Source organism: Persicobacter sp. CCB-QB2 (assembly GCF_001274635.1).
Lineage (GTDB): Bacteria > Bacteroidota > Bacteroidia > Cytophagales > Cyclobacteriaceae > Persicobacter > Persicobacter diffluens.
The window spans coordinates 1,648,452-1,664,795 of record NZ_LBGV01000001.1; the positions used below are offsets into that span (position 1 = coordinate 1,648,452).

General features: G+C 43.6%; 23 protein-coding genes. All 23 read left to right on the forward strand.

The genetic code is table 11. The features are described from left to right. Nucleotides 1-12 precede the first annotated feature (12 nt). The 23 genes from NG22_RS07490 to NG22_RS07600 all read left to right on the forward strand — a co-directional run bounded on the left by NG22_RS07490 (nucleotide 13) and on the right by NG22_RS07600 (nucleotide 16,324). The gene (locus tag NG22_RS07490) at nucleotides 13-867 is read left to right on the forward strand and encodes a hypothetical protein (RefSeq protein ID WP_053405169.1); all 855 of its coding nucleotides are present in this window, start codon (nucleotides 13-15) and stop codon (nucleotides 865-867) included. Between the two features lie 5 nt (nucleotides 868-872). Further along, nucleotides 873-1,055, forward strand: coding sequence for a hypothetical protein (locus NG22_RS07495; protein ID WP_053405170.1), 183 nt, complete (start codon nucleotides 873-875; stop codon nucleotides 1,053-1,055). Next, nucleotides 1,039-1,404 (forward strand): hypothetical protein, encoded by a 366-nt coding sequence (locus tag NG22_RS07500; RefSeq protein WP_053405171.1) that lies wholly within the window; start codon nucleotides 1,039-1,041, stop codon nucleotides 1,402-1,404. The genes NG22_RS07495 and NG22_RS07500 overlap by 17 nt, the downstream gene beginning before the upstream one ends. Next, complete coding sequence (locus NG22_RS07505; protein ID WP_053405172.1) at nucleotides 1,405-1,959, forward strand: hypothetical protein; 555 nt, start codon at nucleotides 1,405-1,407, stop codon at nucleotides 1,957-1,959. After that, nucleotides 1,959-2,138 (forward strand): hypothetical protein, encoded by a 180-nt coding sequence (locus NG22_RS07510; protein ID WP_053405173.1) that lies wholly within the window; start codon nucleotides 1,959-1,961, stop codon nucleotides 2,136-2,138. Before NG22_RS07505 ends, NG22_RS07510 begins: the two co-directional genes overlap by 1 nt. After that, nucleotides 2,122-2,448, forward strand: coding sequence for a hypothetical protein (locus NG22_RS07515; protein WP_053405174.1), 327 nt, complete (start codon nucleotides 2,122-2,124; stop codon nucleotides 2,446-2,448). The genes NG22_RS07510 and NG22_RS07515 overlap by 17 nt, the downstream gene beginning before the upstream one ends. Nucleotides 2,449-2,592: 144 nt before the next feature. After that, nucleotides 2,593-3,648: a DUF2586 family protein gene (locus NG22_RS07520; protein WP_301280972.1), complete on the forward strand. Its 1,056-nt coding sequence runs from the start codon at nucleotides 2,593-2,595 to the stop codon at nucleotides 3,646-3,648. 2 nt (nucleotides 3,649-3,650) lie between these two features. Beyond that, nucleotides 3,651-4,097, forward strand: a complete 447-nt coding sequence (locus NG22_RS07525) for a hypothetical protein (protein WP_053405176.1) — start codon at nucleotides 3,651-3,653, stop codon at nucleotides 4,095-4,097. Nucleotides 4,098-4,119: 22 nt separating this feature from the next. Then, nucleotides 4,120-4,467, forward strand: a complete 348-nt coding sequence (locus NG22_RS07530; protein ID WP_053405177.1) for a hypothetical protein — start codon at nucleotides 4,120-4,122, stop codon at nucleotides 4,465-4,467. After that, nucleotides 4,452-4,673 (forward strand): hypothetical protein, encoded by a 222-nt coding sequence (locus NG22_RS17770; RefSeq protein WP_053405178.1) that lies wholly within the window; start codon nucleotides 4,452-4,454, stop codon nucleotides 4,671-4,673. Before NG22_RS07530 ends, NG22_RS17770 begins: the two co-directional genes overlap by 16 nt. Continuing rightward, on the forward strand, nucleotides 4,633-6,993 hold the full coding sequence (locus NG22_RS07540) for a phage tail tape measure protein (protein WP_082305018.1): 2,361 nt from the start codon (nucleotides 4,633-4,635) through the stop codon (nucleotides 6,991-6,993). Before NG22_RS17770 ends, NG22_RS07540 begins: the two co-directional genes overlap by 41 nt. Beyond that, complete coding sequence (locus tag NG22_RS07545; protein ID WP_053405180.1) at nucleotides 6,993-7,622, forward strand: DUF6046 domain-containing protein; 630 nt, start codon at nucleotides 6,993-6,995, stop codon at nucleotides 7,620-7,622. The genes NG22_RS07540 and NG22_RS07545 overlap by 1 nt, the downstream gene beginning before the upstream one ends. Beyond that, nucleotides 7,623-8,582 (forward strand): hypothetical protein, encoded by a 960-nt coding sequence (locus tag NG22_RS07550; protein ID WP_053405181.1) that lies wholly within the window; start codon nucleotides 7,623-7,625, stop codon nucleotides 8,580-8,582. Further along, complete coding sequence (locus tag NG22_RS07555; RefSeq protein WP_053405182.1) at nucleotides 8,579-9,145, forward strand: hypothetical protein; 567 nt, start codon at nucleotides 8,579-8,581, stop codon at nucleotides 9,143-9,145. The genes NG22_RS07550 and NG22_RS07555 overlap by 4 nt, the downstream gene beginning before the upstream one ends. A 9-nt stretch (nucleotides 9,146-9,154) precedes the next feature. Beyond that, nucleotides 9,155-9,406 (forward strand): hypothetical protein, encoded by a 252-nt coding sequence (locus tag NG22_RS07560; protein WP_053405183.1) that lies wholly within the window; start codon nucleotides 9,155-9,157, stop codon nucleotides 9,404-9,406. Then, entirely contained in the window at nucleotides 9,403-9,687 is a 285-nt protein-coding gene (locus tag NG22_RS07565) for a hypothetical protein (RefSeq protein ID WP_053405184.1), read from the forward strand. The genes NG22_RS07560 and NG22_RS07565 overlap by 4 nt, the downstream gene beginning before the upstream one ends. Further along, the gene (locus NG22_RS07570; protein WP_053405185.1) at nucleotides 9,674-9,901 is read left to right on the forward strand and encodes a hypothetical protein; all 228 of its coding nucleotides are present in this window, start codon (nucleotides 9,674-9,676) and stop codon (nucleotides 9,899-9,901) included. Before NG22_RS07565 ends, NG22_RS07570 begins: the two co-directional genes overlap by 14 nt. A gap of 2 nt (nucleotides 9,902-9,903) precedes the next feature. Then, a complete protein-coding gene (locus NG22_RS07575; protein WP_053405186.1) occupies nucleotides 9,904-10,734 on the forward strand; it encodes a hypothetical protein in 831 nt (276 codons plus the stop codon). A 2-nt stretch (nucleotides 10,735-10,736) separates the two neighbouring features. Then, entirely contained in the window at nucleotides 10,737-11,795 is a 1,059-nt protein-coding gene (locus tag NG22_RS07580; RefSeq protein WP_053405187.1) for a tail fiber protein, read from the forward strand. Next, entirely contained in the window at nucleotides 11,795-12,349 is a 555-nt protein-coding gene (locus NG22_RS07585) for a hypothetical protein (RefSeq protein ID WP_053405188.1), read from the forward strand. The genes NG22_RS07580 and NG22_RS07585 overlap by 1 nt, the downstream gene beginning before the upstream one ends. Further along, nucleotides 12,342-13,343 carry a hypothetical protein gene (locus tag NG22_RS07590; protein ID WP_053405189.1) on the forward strand — a complete coding sequence of 334 codons (1,002 nt, stop codon included), beginning with the start codon at nucleotides 12,342-12,344 and terminating at the stop codon, nucleotides 13,341-13,343. The genes NG22_RS07585 and NG22_RS07590 overlap by 8 nt, the downstream gene beginning before the upstream one ends. Then, on the forward strand, nucleotides 13,336-13,986 hold the full coding sequence (locus NG22_RS07595) for a hypothetical protein (protein ID WP_053405190.1): 651 nt from the start codon (nucleotides 13,336-13,338) through the stop codon (nucleotides 13,984-13,986). Before NG22_RS07590 ends, NG22_RS07595 begins: the two co-directional genes overlap by 8 nt. After that, entirely contained in the window at nucleotides 13,964-16,324 is a 2,361-nt protein-coding gene (locus NG22_RS07600) for a hypothetical protein (protein WP_053405191.1), read from the forward strand. The genes NG22_RS07595 and NG22_RS07600 overlap by 23 nt, the downstream gene beginning before the upstream one ends. The last annotated feature ends 20 nt before the right edge of the window (nucleotides 16,325-16,344 follow it).

Sequence of the window (16,344 nt, forward strand, 5' to 3'; positions counted from 1 at the left end):
AAAATCATTTAAATGGCTTTAGAAAAAGAAATTTGGCAAAAGGATATCGTTGATCACCTTTGGAAAGAGAATGGATTCTTATCAACGGTTACAGCGGAGGATGAGTACGTTTTGGCAGGAAAGGTGGTGCATATCCCACAAGCCGGAGCGCCCTCCAATGTGGAGAAAAACAGGGCAACTGTACCTGCTACTCCGGCGCAAAGAACGGATAGCGAGGTGCTTTATGCACTGAACGAATTCACAACTGATCCACGCCTGATCCGCGATGCGGAAAAGGTGGAGCTTTCTTACAACAAACGCGATAGCATCATTGGGGATGACAAGCAAAAGATCGCGGAGGAAGTGGCTGAAGATTTAATCGATGTTTGGGCAAGAGGTTTGAACACTGATCATATCATTACGGAAGCCGCCATTGCCCGTGCTTCTTTGCAGAAAATGCAGACCATGTTTAATGTTCATAACGTACCGCAGCAGGATCGTTATGCATTGGTTCCTGCGAGTATCATCCCTGTATTGTTTCCGGATACGGAAGTAACCGCCTTGCTTGCAATGATGCGCTCCAATGATGAGCGCCTGAATTCTATGTTTGATAACCTTTACGGTTTCAAAATTCAAATGCGTTCTTCTGCGCTGACCTTTGATGCTGGTGGAGCACTAAAACCTCCAGGGTCAGCCGGGGCAGCAGATGATACAGAGGGCATCCTTTGTTATCAGAAAAGATCACTGGCCAAAGCCGTGGGTGAAGTTAAAATGTTTGACAACCCTGCTCAGGCCGCTTATTACGGCGACCTGGTTTCATTCCTGCTTCGTGCAGGTGGGCGTCGTCGCCGGGAAGATGATAAAGGAGTGGGTATCCTAAAAGTATAAACCGGATGAATCATTTTGAATCTTCGGCCTCCGGACTGTCAGCCTCTGTTTTAGCCATGATTTTTAAACTGGTTCCGGTAGGTGACCTTTTCACCGCATTCCTATGTGGAGTATGTGGCGCAGCCGGAGGCTGGATTTTCAAATTTGGTATAGACAAAATCAAAAAGTACCGTGAAAAGAATTCTTGATATTATTAAGCATTGGAATGAGTACATTCCCTTTTTGCTCGCCATGGTCTTCTGGTGGTTATCCAGATATGTAACTACCTGGCTAGACCCCACCGCAGCGGTGGATGATGCCGGGCTAATTCAGGCTTTCCTTTTTAAAGCTATGTGTTATTTCGGGGCAGTATCTTTTGCCTGGATCGTAATGCGGCTTGTGTTCCCTCGTGTTATGCGCTATATGGATGAGGATTTTGGAAGGCCCTTTGATAAGCCATTTCATGAAGACGGGATTTCCGAGTATGATCCACGGCTGTTACTGTCGCTTTGCATGTTCGGGCTTTATCTAATTTCAGCAGCTATAATTTTCGCATAAATGAAACAGTTATTTTTACTACTCATTCTGTCCCTGTATTCCCTTTCTAGTATTGGGCAGGAACGCACAGAGCAACAGATCCGTGATGAGCTGGACTCTACTTTCCTTTTACAGGTAGGCGTCCGGGAAGCGACAGGAAAAAATGATGGCCCGGAGGTGGAAATGTATTTGGCCAGCTGTGGGCTTGGCAAAGGCTTTGCCTGGTGTGGCGCTCAGATGAATTGGGGCTTTCTGGAAAATGATTTAGTACCTCCAAAATCAGCGGCATGGTCTCCCTCCTGGTTTCCGAATGACAAGGTGATCTATAAGAAAGGTAAGTCACTAACGGGAAAACCTCCTCAAAAGTCTGATGTCATGGGCATTTACTTTGCCTCCAAGAAAAGGATTGCCCATGTGGGGCATGTGCACAGGTGGCCTCCGGATAGTGATTACACCATTACTATTGAAGGCAATACGAACGGAGCAGGTTCCCGTGAAGGTGACGGAGTGTATAAGAAACGAAGGCTCAAACGGCAGCTTTGGATTGCTGATTGGGTCAGTCATCAAAGTGGTTAATGTTGGGTTTGGTAAAGCCGTGGCGATTCGTCGCCGCGGTACTTCTCGGCTTTGCCCTGGGCTTTGCTTCCGGGGTGGTGGTTGGTATTAAGCTGGTGGATAAGCCACAGACTGTCAATCATATTAAACTAAAAAGAAACATCTTTCAAAAGATCTTTTCCAATGAAAGCGACTCATAAAAAGTATTTCGATAAACATCCAAAGGTGAAAAAGTTCTATTTCACCACTGATGGTATGGCCTTCCAGCGTGAAAATCCGGCAATCCAGCACCAACTCAATTTAACCAAAAGTGCGGATGATGTGGAAGTGGTTAACCGCCCCAAGGAAAGCAAGGATAAAACCCCACAGCAAAAGGCGCAGGCTACCAAGCTGACCAATAAGCTGGAGGAATTAAACAATTCCTTACTGGAGGCTCAGGGAGATGAGCAACGCCAGGCCATCGAAAATGAAATTAAGGAAACAGAGCAAAAGCTCGAAAAACTGAAATAAGATGGCTATCCCGAACGTTTCATTTGAATTATTAAAGGGGGAGCTCGGAGGTACCGCAAGCCAGAATGATGGTATAGCGGGTTTGATTCTTTCGGGAGTTGCTACCCCTGAGATTAGCCTGGGGAATCCAGGGTAATATTCTCCCTGGAAGAAGCGGAAGACCTTGGAATTACTGGATTTGCTTTACGCGAAATTCAGGAGTTTTACCAGTTCACCGGAGCTGGTCAGGAGTTGTGGATTATGCTGGTGGCAGCGGACACCCTGATTTCAGCTATTTGTGACAAGCAAAATAACTTCGCTCAAAAGCTTCTGGCAGACAGTGCCGGACGCATTAAGCTTTGGGGTTGTAATGTTGAACTAACTTCCACCTATAATCCGGCCTCTCCAAGTGATGAGGGAATTGATTCGGACGTTTTAGACGCTGTTCCATTGGCGCAGGCTCTCTGTGAGGAATTTGCAAACCGCCATCATCCCACCCGCTGTTTATTGGGAGGCCGGATGTTCGATTATTCGAAATTGGGAAGTCTCAAAGACCTTAAACAAGGCACTGATAACCGGGCGCAAATCAGTCTTCATGGCCGTAGCCTGGAAGATTATGAGGGAGAACCCTCAGCCTTTGAAGGACAGGAAGCCCGGGTGGGATTCTTACTCGGTCTTTATTCGTCTCTGGCGGTTCAGCGAAATATCGGGCGTGTAGCTAATGGTGATCTTGGAATTAGTGCTGCTTACCTGACTGATGGGAAAACTACCGCAGAGCAGGTAATGAATGCGGCTGATGCCATTCATGATAAGGGTTATGTATTGCCGATTGTCCGCTATGGGAAAAATGGATATTTCTATGCGGATGATCCAATGGCCACCGCGGACAGTGATGATTTCTCCAGTATGGCCAATGGCCGTGTAATGGACAAGGTGCAACGCATTGCCTATGAGGTATTCTGTGATTTTGTGAATGATGATTATGAGGTGGATTCCGAAGGTCAGATTTCCATTACTGAACTCAAGCGTTTGCAGGGCGGGATTGATGATGCAGTGAATCAACAAATGACGGCTTCCGGAGAAATTTCAGGTTTCCAGTCTTTTGTAGATCCTATTCAGGACACACTGGCCACCGGGCAAACCAAAGTAAAATTGATGGTGCAACCAAGAGCCTACCACAAGCAAATTGTGATTGAATTGGGCTTTAGTAAAACGCTTTAATCATGTCTTTTAGTACCAAAACAGGACAATTCTCCTGGAAGGATTTAAACCTGATCATTGACGGACGTCCTATGCTGGGTTTTACGGATGTTGAATACACAACAGAAGTTAACCTGGAGGCCATTTACGGAGCTGGTGATATGGCCCAGTATATTGGTGAGGGTAATGAGGCGATTACCGGAAGCATAGAATTACTCCAGTCTAATTATGAGGCGCTGGTGGAAGAAGCTAAAAAGCGTGGACGTCGATCTGTAGCGGGTATGGAGGTGGACATGTTGGTGTCCTACATTCCGAAATCCGAAGATCCGGCAATAATTGCTCTAAAGACCATTGTGGATCGTATTGTAGGAGCCAAGTTCTCCACAGCGGGCAAAAAGTTTACGCAGGGTGATACCCATGCAAAGGTATCTATTCCGTTTTTAGCCTTGCGTGTAGAGGCGCAGATTTAACATTTATCAAACCCATATTAACATGTCAAAAAAAGAAGAAAAATTCGTTGTGCCAGAGGCGCACAAAGGTCAGGTAGAAGCCTGGAAGAAAAAGCATGGGCGTATCAAGTACTTTACTTTTGATGGTGTATCGCTGTTTTTCAAAATGCCCAGCCGCCAGCAACTAAGTGCCGCGGAAGCCATTGCGCAGAACGAAGACGGTACATTTGATCTGACTAAAAAAACAGATCAGCTGATGGTAGATTGCTTTTTAGGCGGTGATATGACGCGCGAGCAAATTGATGCTGATATAGAAGTTTATACTTCTTTGGTCGGCTTCTGTAACAGCAAATTAGTTGAGGCAAAAAACGCCAGTTGGGGGAGCTGTTAGAAGATGCTAAAAAGCAGGTTCAGTCCGGAAGCATAGCATATTTCAACACCCTTCTCCAGTATTATAATATCTGCTCCACTCCCGAACAACTAAGTGACCTGGAGTGGGCTCAACAAATAGCCCTGCTGGAGCATATCCGGCAGGAAGAAAAAACCTCCAGAGAAAATGAGTTCAAGTACGCTTTACAACATAGACGTAGCAACTAACGGCAATAAGGTATTACCGCAGTTGATCCGAAATGCACAGGCGGCTGATCAATCTCTGACGAAGTTTTCTAAAGATGCTAACGGCCGTTTACGTGATGTGAACGGCCGTTTTGTTAAGACCAAAACATCCTCTGACCAGGCCACAGGTTCATTGATTCGATTCGGAAATTCAGGAGCCTCCAGTATTAAAAAGGTGGAACAACAAACCAGTTCACTTTCTTCAAAAATGAAGAGTCTGGCCGCAGGTTTAGGCATGACATTGACTACTGGTGCTGCTCTTGGCAGTGTAGTGGGAATAGGTGCCGGATTTGGAAAGTCGATGTCTAATGTACAGGCACTTTCCGGAGCGACCACCGAGCAAATGGTTGAGCTCAGGCAGGCGGCCAGAGAGGCCGGAGCAACCACGGCTTTTTCCGCCCGTGAATCGGCAGACGCTATGGGTTATTTATCTCTGGCGGGTTTTGATGCGACTCAGCAAATTAAGGCATTACCGGGTACATTGGATTTGGCTGCGGCGGGGAATCTTCAGTTGGCTCAGTCCGCAGACATTGCCACCAATGTGCTCTCCCAGTTTCGCATGGGGGCCACTCAAACAGGAACCGTAGTTGATCAGCTGGCTTTTACTCAGGCTCGCTTTAATACGAATGTCCAGGAGGCAGCGGAAGCGATGAACTACTGGGGGCCTACTGCCTCGGCCATGAATATCAAGCTTTCAGAGTCCAATGCTACGATTGGTATTCTGGCGAATAATGGCCTGAAAGGTTCCCTTGCCACAAGAGCTTTAGGGACGGGAATTGTCCGGCTGGCAAAGCCTACCAGCCAGATGACAGCTACCATGAAGCAGCTTAATTTAAACTTCCATGATGCTAATGGGGAGTTTATAGGAATGGCTGATATGGTGGAGCACCTGCAAACGCAAATGAGTGGGCTTACCACTAAGCAGAAGCAGGCGACTTTGGCGACTCTTTTTGGTGCTGAGGCGATACAGGAAATGAATATCCTGTTGGCTGCTGGCTCCGACCAGATCCGGTACTGGACACAGGAGCTGGAGAATGCCGAAGGTACGGCCGCAAAGATGGCAGCCATTAAGCTGGATAATCTTGCCGGAGATTTTGTGACGCTGCGGTCTGCTTCGGAAGAGGTTGCACTACAGTTGTATGACCATATGCAGCCTACCCTGAGGCTGATTACTCAGGAAGCTACCCTGTTTGTGCGCTCACTAGATACCCGTGAAATAGGTGGTTATCTGTCTGAGACTGTAAAGGGGATTAAGTCGGGCATGGTGTTTTTGATGAAGCACCGTAAAGAAATTGTGATGCTGGGCAAGGCAATGCTGGTTATTAAAACCACCACCATTGCTTATTCAGTAGCATTAAAAGCACAAACAGCGCTGACTGTGGCGCACAGAGCAGCAGTAGTGGCGCACACCATTGCCACCCGGGGAGCCGCAGTAGCCACCAGGGCATTTAACCTGACCATGTCCATGTCTCCTTTTGGAATCGTACTGGCAGGTCTTGCGGCCATTACCACTGCACTGGTGCTTTTCAGAGATAAAAGCACAGAGGCAACGACCGCCCAGACAAAGCTGAATGAAACCATGGAAGCCACCAAGCTGATTGACAGCTCTGTGGACATGATGGCCAAGGACAATGAACTGGATTTATTCAAATTGAATAAAGGCGCTGTTAATAAGGATGCGGCTCAGTCTATGTTCCGGAATGCATATTCCAGGTTAGGGTCTTTGGAAAATGAACGGGATAAATTAGAGCTCCAAACCAGAGCTCAAAGGGAAGCCGCAGTAGAAGAAAGGGTAAGGTTAGTTTCAGAAAGAGATGCTTTAAAAGCCAGGTTGGATAATCCAATGAATACCCCAGGATCGGGCGGAGGTAATGCATTTGGAAATCATATAATAGCCAATCAATATACTGCAAAAAAACAAGAGCTTTTGGCTTTTGATAAGCAGACCGCAGCTTTTGGCCGCAAGCAAATGCAAGCCATAGAGTCAGAAATCCTGAATGCTAAAAACATTATTGCGCTTACCCGGAATGCCGGGGCCTCAGAAAATGGATTGATGTCTCCTAATTCCAATACCTCAAATGTCATTGATCCTTCTGCGGGTAAAACTGCGGAAAGCGTGGTGAGCGGTGGAGCAAGGCAGACAGTAATCAATATTGATATAGAAAAATTTCAGGATGCCATCAACTTCAATATAGAAGGTGAAATGGAAGAAATCAGGGAGAGCATGGATGAGATTGTTGAGGAAATAACGGAGCGTCTTTTAAGAGTTCTAAATAGTGCTAACCAATTAGCAAGAAACTAATGGAATTTGATATCAAAAAAATATATGAATCACTGACCTCCTATAAGGGGTTGCCTTTTCCATTGTCACTAGATCAAATCCCTGCTTATCGGAAGAAACAATGGGTGGATCGTGGAGATATTTTGAACGGGGTTTTTAATCAGAATGAGGGGGTCAAATTTGGGGAGGCGGAAGTGTGGGACTTGTTTGGTCAGCCTATTATTTGCCCCATGCAGATTGATGGTATCTACCTTGGAAGTGGGGAAATCGGCCATATTAACCTTCAGCCCATGATGGTAATTGATGGCAAAAAACGGATGAACAAAAGTTACATTCCAGGGGGTGATCATCCAGGCTCAGTGAAGGAGTTTATTGCCGTCGATGATTATAAAATCAAGATCACGGGTATTCTTTTGAATCACCTGGACCGGGGGCAATGGCCTCATGACGAGGCCAGTATTTTGCGTGGTATCTGGAAAAAGAATAATGCTATACCCTTTGATTGTGTGATTACTAATGAGCTTTTTCAATACGTCGTGGTGGAGAAACTGAAGTTTAAGGAATTGGCTCAGGCTCCGGGGTTTCAACGTTATGAGCTGGAGCTGGTCAGTGATGTACCTATGGAAGTGGAATTGTTATCCGGAGAATAAATGTTAACACCAAAAGTAAATATCGTCATCGCTAATCAGTATCGCTTCAGGGGGTGTAAGAGCTTTCGGGTAATAAAGGATTTGGATAATCTTTCCGCCACGGGAGAATTAAGGTTCCCTATTATGATGACGCTCTTAGGACAGCGAATGCGCATTGATGATACTATTCGTACAGGGGATCGGATTACCATTGAAGCGGGCTATTTGGAGCATACCATAGAACAAGTTTTTGAAGGGTATATCACCAATATTGACACCGGAACAGAGGTGAAAGTGCGAATGGAGGATGCTGTTTATTTACTTCGGAAAAAGGCGACTGTCATCAATGAAAAGAATACTACGGTAAAGCAGATTGCGGAAAAATTGATACAGGGCACTGACCTGCAAATTTCTCCCAATATCATTGAGGCGGGGATTGATAAAATGACTTTTAAAGGCAATGCAGCCGGAGCACTGGCCAAACTAAAGGAGACCTTTAATTTCACGGTCTCCATGGATCATAATGAGCTATATATTGGAGGTATTGGCTTGAATCCTAAAGCTCAGGTTCCGGCAATTTTTGGAAGAAATATTTTAAAGAACAATGTGGCCTATCAATACGCTGATGCTAACCCGGTACAGATTACGGTGGTGGGTAAAAAGCCGGATGGGACTGAGGTGAAAATTATCAAAGGAATGGAAGGTGGTGTGGCCATGACTTTCTTTCGCTACAATGTAACTGACAAAAAAGTACTGGAAACGATAGCTGATCAAGAATTGAAACGGTATTACTATGATGGTTTTGAAGGCAGCTTGAAGATGTTCTTTATCCCCTTTGCAGAGCCGGGTGGGTCAATTTCTTATCAGAATCTGAATTACACTCAGGAGGTGGAAGGCAAGTATTTTATTCGTGCCGTTACTTATAGTTTCTCTCCTTCAGAAGGTTTGAGACAGGATTTAAAAATGGGATTTAAGCTATGAGTGAAGATAAGATTTTAGACGCCTTCAGGGGACTAATAAAGGGCATTGCACAGGAAACTTTTATTGGTAAGGTGATTGGGGTAAATGAAAAATCAATGGTCGCTGAAGTAGCGTATGATGAGCTGATTTATGATGTCCAGCTCCGTGCTGTGGCTGACCAGGAGCAGCGACTATTTGTACAAATTCCCGCCTTGCAAAGCTATGTGGTGGCTGCTCCTGTGGGGCATGACAAGGAGCGTTGTGTTTTACTTATTGCCAGTGTGGTGGAAAAGGTCATTTATCAGGGGGAGAATACTTCTTTCATTATCGATGATAAGGAGGGGAAGATCATTTTCAATAATGCGGATAAGGGGTCTTACCTCACCGATATAAATAAACTGGTGGAGAAGATCAATGCTTTTGAAAATGATTTAAATGCCCTTAAAAATGTGTTTAAATCATGGGTTCCTGCGGCCATGGATGGAGGAGCAGCCTTAAAGGTTTTGAGCAAAGTGTGGGAGGAACAACCTTTTAATCCGCTGACTACAGTGGATGATTTAAAGGATGAAATGGTAGAACATTAATTCATAATTATGGCACTGGATAAAGATGATTTAGAAAATAAGCTAAAGGCACGGATTAAAGCGGTAGACTTACTAAAGGAAGATGCGGCAGCAAGTATATCTAAAATTGTGGCTGAGGAAATTCATTATTATACCAAGCCTCTGGTAGATGCTTATAATCAGCATACACATGATAAAGTAATCGTAACGGTGACGGGAGGCTCCGGGGCTCCGGCAGTTGGAACACCTGGTAATTCTGGCACCACATCAAATAGCGTATGACCAACGATATCAAAAATACTGTAAATGGCGACATCGATTTTTCAGGTGGTGATGTGCATTGGGGGGAATCCTCTAAATCCTTGCAGCAAAAGGTCATTGTAACAAGAAAAGGAGGGATTAAACGGGCGCCTGAGGTGGGTGTTGGGGCTATTGATTACTATGCCGATGAGGATAATGGTAAGCTGATCAATGCCATAAAACAGGAACTGGAAGCAGATAATGCGAATGTAGAATCAGTCACAGTTGAAGGCTCTAAAATAAAAGTAAATGCGAACTATTGAGACGGTTAAAGGGCAGACTATATACGACCTGGCGGTACAGGAGTACGGCAATGTGGAAGCGGCTTTTCTTATTGTTGAGGATAATAATTTATACGGCATTGATGTGGCAGCTTCTTTACCTGTAAAGCAAAAAATTCAAATTCGGGAAAATGATGACGCTATCCGCACGGGAGTACTTCAAAGATTAGATAGGGCAATTGTAATTTCTGAATAATTATGGCAAGAGAAATAGCTGAAATAGAAACGGAACTGGATCAGAATATAGAACAGGTGTTTGATGATCCTTCAGCCTCCAATGGAGCAGACTGGAAGCTATGGCGCTCTATCTGGGCCATGGCTATCTGGACTTTTGAAAAGATCATGGATATTCATCAGGGAAATGTAGAGTCCATTATTTCTTCAAAACGATATGGCACCCTTGCCTGGTATCATGATCGGGTTATGGAATTTCAGGGGGCGGATGATGGCGAAGGATTTCAAGGTGATCGGTTGATTATTGATGATAATGGGAAGATTGTATATGAGGTGTCTGATGAGTCCAGGCGTATCATAGCACAGGCGTCCCTTAAAGAAAGCTCCTCCGGAATCGCTATTAAGGTGGCGAAATGGGAGGATGATATTTTGGTGCAATTGGTATTTGAAGAACAGGAAGCGCTAATACAATACTTATTCAATATCAAATATCCGGGCACACGTATCAATGTCATTTCATTGCCTGCTGATATTTTTAAATATGATATCAATATCTATTATGATCCGAAGTTTTCAAAAGAAGATGTAAAGCAAAGAATAATGGAGGCAATTGAATCCTTTAAAACATTGATTGGATTTGATGCGCGATTTTATAAACAAAAATTCATTGACCATTTAATGGCCATTGATGGAGTGGTAACGATAAAGCTAAATAGTTTGATGGTAAAGACAGCAACTTCTGATTATACAGAAATTGACGTGGTGCACGAACTGGAATCAGGGTACTTAAACTATCAACCTACCGAGGGAGAGATACCTTCCAGAATTACAATGATTAACTCAGCTGAATTATAATTATGAAAAGACAATTTCAGGACATTGGCGTAAAGAAATGGTATGGTGATCATTTGCTTGATATGCAGGATGAGCTCTATACTCTATTGGACACTTTCTTTTCAAATTACGGAGCCCATGTAGTATATGGCTGTAAAATTCAGGACAATGGCGATAGCTGGACCATTGGAAACGGACTGGTTTCACTTCCTTTCAATGGTGCTTTCAGAGTATGTCGATTTGAAACCATTGAGATTGCAGATGGTGAGGAAGCTTATTTCTCAGTAGATGTGCGGGATCACCTTGGGGCTTATAAGGATGGAAGTCAAAAGGCAATTGCCAAAGAATATGTAGCCAAAAAAGTATTAACCCCTACCGATGCCTTGACCATTAAAAAGGATGGGACTCACCATATTTTTGATGCATTAGTGCAGCAAAAAGCCTATGAGGAGGCAAAAAGCAAAGAGCCTGCCTTTGAAAAAAATTCAGGATTTAACCTCAATAAATCTTCGGCTATTGATTCAGACAAAGAGGATGAGCTGGCTACCAGTAAAGCGATTAAAGAGGTCAAGGAAATAGCAGAGGAAAAGGAATCGGCTCTTCCCGCTGGTGCTATCATCATGTGGGCTGGCGCTTTGGCTGATATCCCCCAGGGCTGGAGATTGTGTGATGGTTCTAATGGTACACCTGATCTTCGTGGTCGATTTGTAGTGGGGTATCACTCAGGGGATACTGATTACAATAGTTTAAAAAAGACTGGAGGGCTTAAGTCTGTGACTTTGCTTTCAACCCAAATCCCAAAACATACTCACCCACTTACTATCGATGATAATGGTGGTGGCCATAGCCATGTCATACAAGGTAGACTAAGAGGCGGGGGGTCTGGATCTCCGAATATTCACGTGAATTCCTCAACTGATAATGGAAACTGGGCTGATACCATATCAGGACGTGAAATGTTAAGAACGAACTCAAGTGGTTTTCATACGCACACCGGATCAGTTGGTCAACAATCCTCTGGGGGAAGCTCTCACGAAAACCGTCCTCCCTATTTAGTATTGGCTTATATCATGAAAATGTAATGATAGATTTTGATATCATTCGTTTTGTCCTCCGGAAAATCCCGTGGGAATGGCGTTTCCCAAATCGGGAAAAGCTTTTCAAGTGGCCATTTTTCTCTTTAAACACCGTTTGGATTGACTTTAAAGACTGGAGAAATTCCTCTCTTTGGAGGGCAAATATCACAGGCCAGTTAATGAGTCTTGAAACCAACCTAAACAGAAATGTGGATGGTGCCTTTGGGCAGATTAAAATCATTGAAGGACTTCCTTTGTCTGCCTGGATATCTCTGGAGAGTGAGCAAGCCGATGTTTTGGAAGTAGGTTTGTTAGACAAGGAGCCCGATGATTTCAGAGAGATTGGACTGGAGCAGGAAGAAGGTGCCAGCCTGGAGGTGGACTTTCGAGTGGCAGCTCCTTTGGGGGCAGATGAGCGTCAGATAAGAAATATTGTGGAAACCTTCCGATTAGCCGGAATGACTTATGACATCGTTCTTATTGATCCTGAGGCAGGATTAGTGACGCATACAGGAGAGTACATTATAGATCACAACAATTATAGAATTGGATATGGGTAATTTTATTGATACTGGTGAAAGAGTAAAAGATTTAGACCTGGAGTCATTTGACCCGGGTCAGGATGAATATGCCCTAATTGACTCAGATAAAGGCACGCAAAAGGTGAAGCTTGAGAACCTTGCAGCGGCTAAAAAATTACAGAATGTCGATAAGGCTGATTTTCATAATAAAGCTAAACAAGCTGATATTGGCTTTACAACAGAAGATATTCCGGTATTAGGCACCAATATTGGAGCGATTGAAGATGGGCAGACCATACCTGCCGGAACAAGTGTAAATGCTTTCGTGAAAATGGCTGCTCGAAAGCAAATCCCTCCCACCTATACATCACCTACTTTGAGTCTGTCCATTGATCCTTCCAATACACAAGAGGTGGGCAGTGCTATTGAAGTTCAACTATCGGCAGACTTTGAGAATCATGACGGAGGAGCAGCGAACCAAACGCAGTATTTTCTTAATGATTCAGTGATTGAAGATCAGCCCGGATTAGCCCCTGATAAGACACATAATTTAACTGTTGAATTGGGTGATAATGATTATAAGGTTCAAGTAGATTACAATCAGGGGCCAGTTAAGGATGATAATTTGGGTAACCCCTATCCTGATGGTCAAATCCCTGCGGGCAGTAAAACGGCAAGTAAAAGTATTACTGGAGCTAATTATCATTTTTATGGCCCGAATGGGAATACTCCCCCTGCTGATGGTACGGAGGTCAGAGCTTTAGGCAAAACATTCGCTAACTCTTTTACTCTGAATACCGGAGTAACGGATAAGGTTTTTGTGATAGCCGTGCCGACCTCTAAAGCCCTGGACAAAGTGATTGATCAGGATGCGTTGAATGCAAATATCACGGCTTCTTTTGTGTTGTCCACGACGATCACCACGGTGCCAGATGCCAGCGGAGCAGATGTCAATTATAATGTATATGTGATGGAAAATGCAGTTGCTTTTCCTTCGAATCATCGACTTTTAACAACGTTGAAAAATGCCTGATTTTGTTGACGCTAACGGATTTGTGAACCCTGTGCCGGATGATAAGCGCAGGTATGTCGCCAGCCTGGCCAGTATTGCTAATTCACCTGTGTACTATGTCGGCTATACGGGAGTATATGCAATTGATGAAGGGAAGTGGTATAATGTGTCAGGAGGTGATGCTATGAATGGGTGGATTTTTGAGGCTGCTGGCCGTGGAGCAGGTTCATTTAGTGAGCTTGAAGGAGTCGCAAGGGATAATGCCGATTTGCAAGCAGAGCTTGAGGCGCATGACATAGGAATTGATACCGCTCAACAGGCGGCAGATGATGCGCAGGCGGATGCAGACACCGCAAATCAAAAAGCGGATGCCCTTGCGGACGTGACCCAAAATCTTAACCTTACAGGTGATTTGGTCATTGATCTTTCATTAGGTAATATCATCAACATCAATGCAACGGCGGCCGGAAATATCACATTTTCTAATCTTGGCAATAAGGAATATAAGCTATTCATCACCACTACAGGCGTCTTTGATGTAACGATAGAGGGCTTTGCCCCATACCTGAACACGAGGAACGGCACAGACTATGTGATGTGCAGAAATTTTGGAGGAACTTTGGCGTTTTTAGATTGGGCATATGAAATCACACAAGGCAGTTAAGGCTATTCAGCATTTGTACGATCGGACAGATAAAAGATCGATGGAGCCGGATGAGAATGGGGTGGTATTAAGTACGGTTGGGGAGCAGAGGGAGCTAGTGGGTTCAAATTGTTTTTATTTCAATGGCACTTATGGGCTCTTATTTAATTTTATGCCGCAAATAGCCTATGCGTGGGTCAAATTTGATGGAGAAAACGAATGGCAGGAAAATTATGACCTTTTAGCTTATTTCGAGGAAATAACGGAGGGATCTGAATTCGGTCGAAATTTTAATGGTTACATTAAGTTTTTGTATGTTAATGACAACAATAATCAATACTTTTCCCCTTGCGAACAGAATTCCGGCTTCTTCACCTTTTCAGCCTACAACCTGAAGGATTACGCCCAAATCATCGGATTTCTTGGAGAGGAAACACCTAATTTAAATGAGGAAGACTACTTGATCTATAGCAAGCAAGATGACTGCCCTACAGAGTCCGGTGACTCTCTGGGGTACAGTATTTCAAAAGATTTATCAATAAATGCTCAAAACATAGATCCAGCGACTGACGACCGTTTTAAAATATGGAATATAACCCCGGACAGTAATAAGGAGCTTTGGTATTCAGTCAATCAGCATACCAGTTCCTATGCATGGTATGGGAAGTTTCTCAATACTTATACTGGGGAATACCTTAACGTAAGATCAAGCTGGTATCATCTTGGTGATTTGCGGATTGATACAAGTAAAAACCCGAATAAACCTATTCCCGAATTCGATTTAAATAATTATACAGAATATATAACAGAAAGCAATATTAAACCTTGGTGGAACCTTGATCATAATGGTGAGGCCTATATAGGCATTCAACAACATATCGAAAATATGCCAGAAGGGATAACATCTGGAGGAGCAATAGCATTCAATGTAATTGGGACAAATAGGAAAGTGGAATTCGATGTTGAATTAGGAAGTGACTTAGGTCAAGAAGCTCCTGTACTCAGTATTACAGGAAACTATGGAAATATTGCTCAAGGAGCATATTTTAGAAGGTTTCAGGAAGGAGACTTTTTTAGAGGGTTAAGAGATTTTTTATTACAGGTAGATTTAACGCCTGTTTGGAACTCAAAAAAACAAGTTATTAATAGTGGTACTGATAATTTAACTTCAAATTTTAAGGCTGAAAATGTTTCAAATTCACTCGTACTGTTTGAGTTAGGCGTATTTCACTACATTTTATTTCATATTGGACAGCATGTAAAAGGAATCGATTCAACAGAATTTGAGATTTTTACTCAGGAAATATTTGAAATTGGCGTTTCTGATTTCATTTATGCCCCAACGCTAGAGGATCTAAGAGACACCTTTGTCATGATGTATGAAAATGTTGATAATGATATGCAGTATGTAAGTAGAGGGGTAAAAACAGTTCAAGATTGGATTCAAGAGACCACATATTTACATGAAAATAACCTAAACAGAGCAAATTATTTAGATCCAGGACTTTCCAACTCCTGGGCATATTCGGTGGATACAGGCGGACGATTTTCGCTTGGTATTTCAGTTCGGGAATTTGGTAGGCAAAAAATCAACTTTCAAGGTTTTATAAATTCAGCGCCTAATTTTTATGAGGGTTTAGCCTTTCCTGAAGAGGTTATAGGTGTTCAATTATCAGCGACCCGATGTGCTGCGAAATTATTTTCTTTTACAGCGAATGGCGTCGTTTTCGTACCTTCAAATCCAAATGTTCCGGGATTTGGTGCTGATGGAAAACCTTTAGATCATTTTGGGCAAGCGGCAATAAATGCCCAAATCACCGAGTCCGGAGAACTCGACACCAACCCATTCAACTCCCCACTGCTCCACCACGCCTCAAAGATTTTTGCAGGATCAGAAGATAATGTCCGGTACTATCGCAACGACCAGAGGGATATAATTACCATGCAGCAAGATGAGGATGAAAGATGGATAGAGCGAACACAGCGGTATGTTTACTATGGCGAACACACTTTATCCGTAGAAGCGCATCCAGATGATCCACTGACTTTTACAGGCTTTGATCGCGCAAACGGTTACAATCTCGGAGCTTTTACTCCAGATGTCATTTATGAAGACCTGAAATTGAAAGTCACTTCATTCGGTGCTATTCAGTATAAGGTGTATTTGCAAGTTGAAGGTGATCATACTGATTTAGAACAGGTATCTCTGTGGGTCGAGGGGTTTGGACAAGTCCCTTTTTATGATGTCGAGTTGGTTGAGGGTGGCACCCAAACCCGTTGGACTTATCCGTCTTCTTCTTTATCGAATGCAATCAGGTCAAAAGCTGGGGAAGATATGTTGATTAAGTCTGTGTGGTGATTAAAAAATGTACCGCCTTA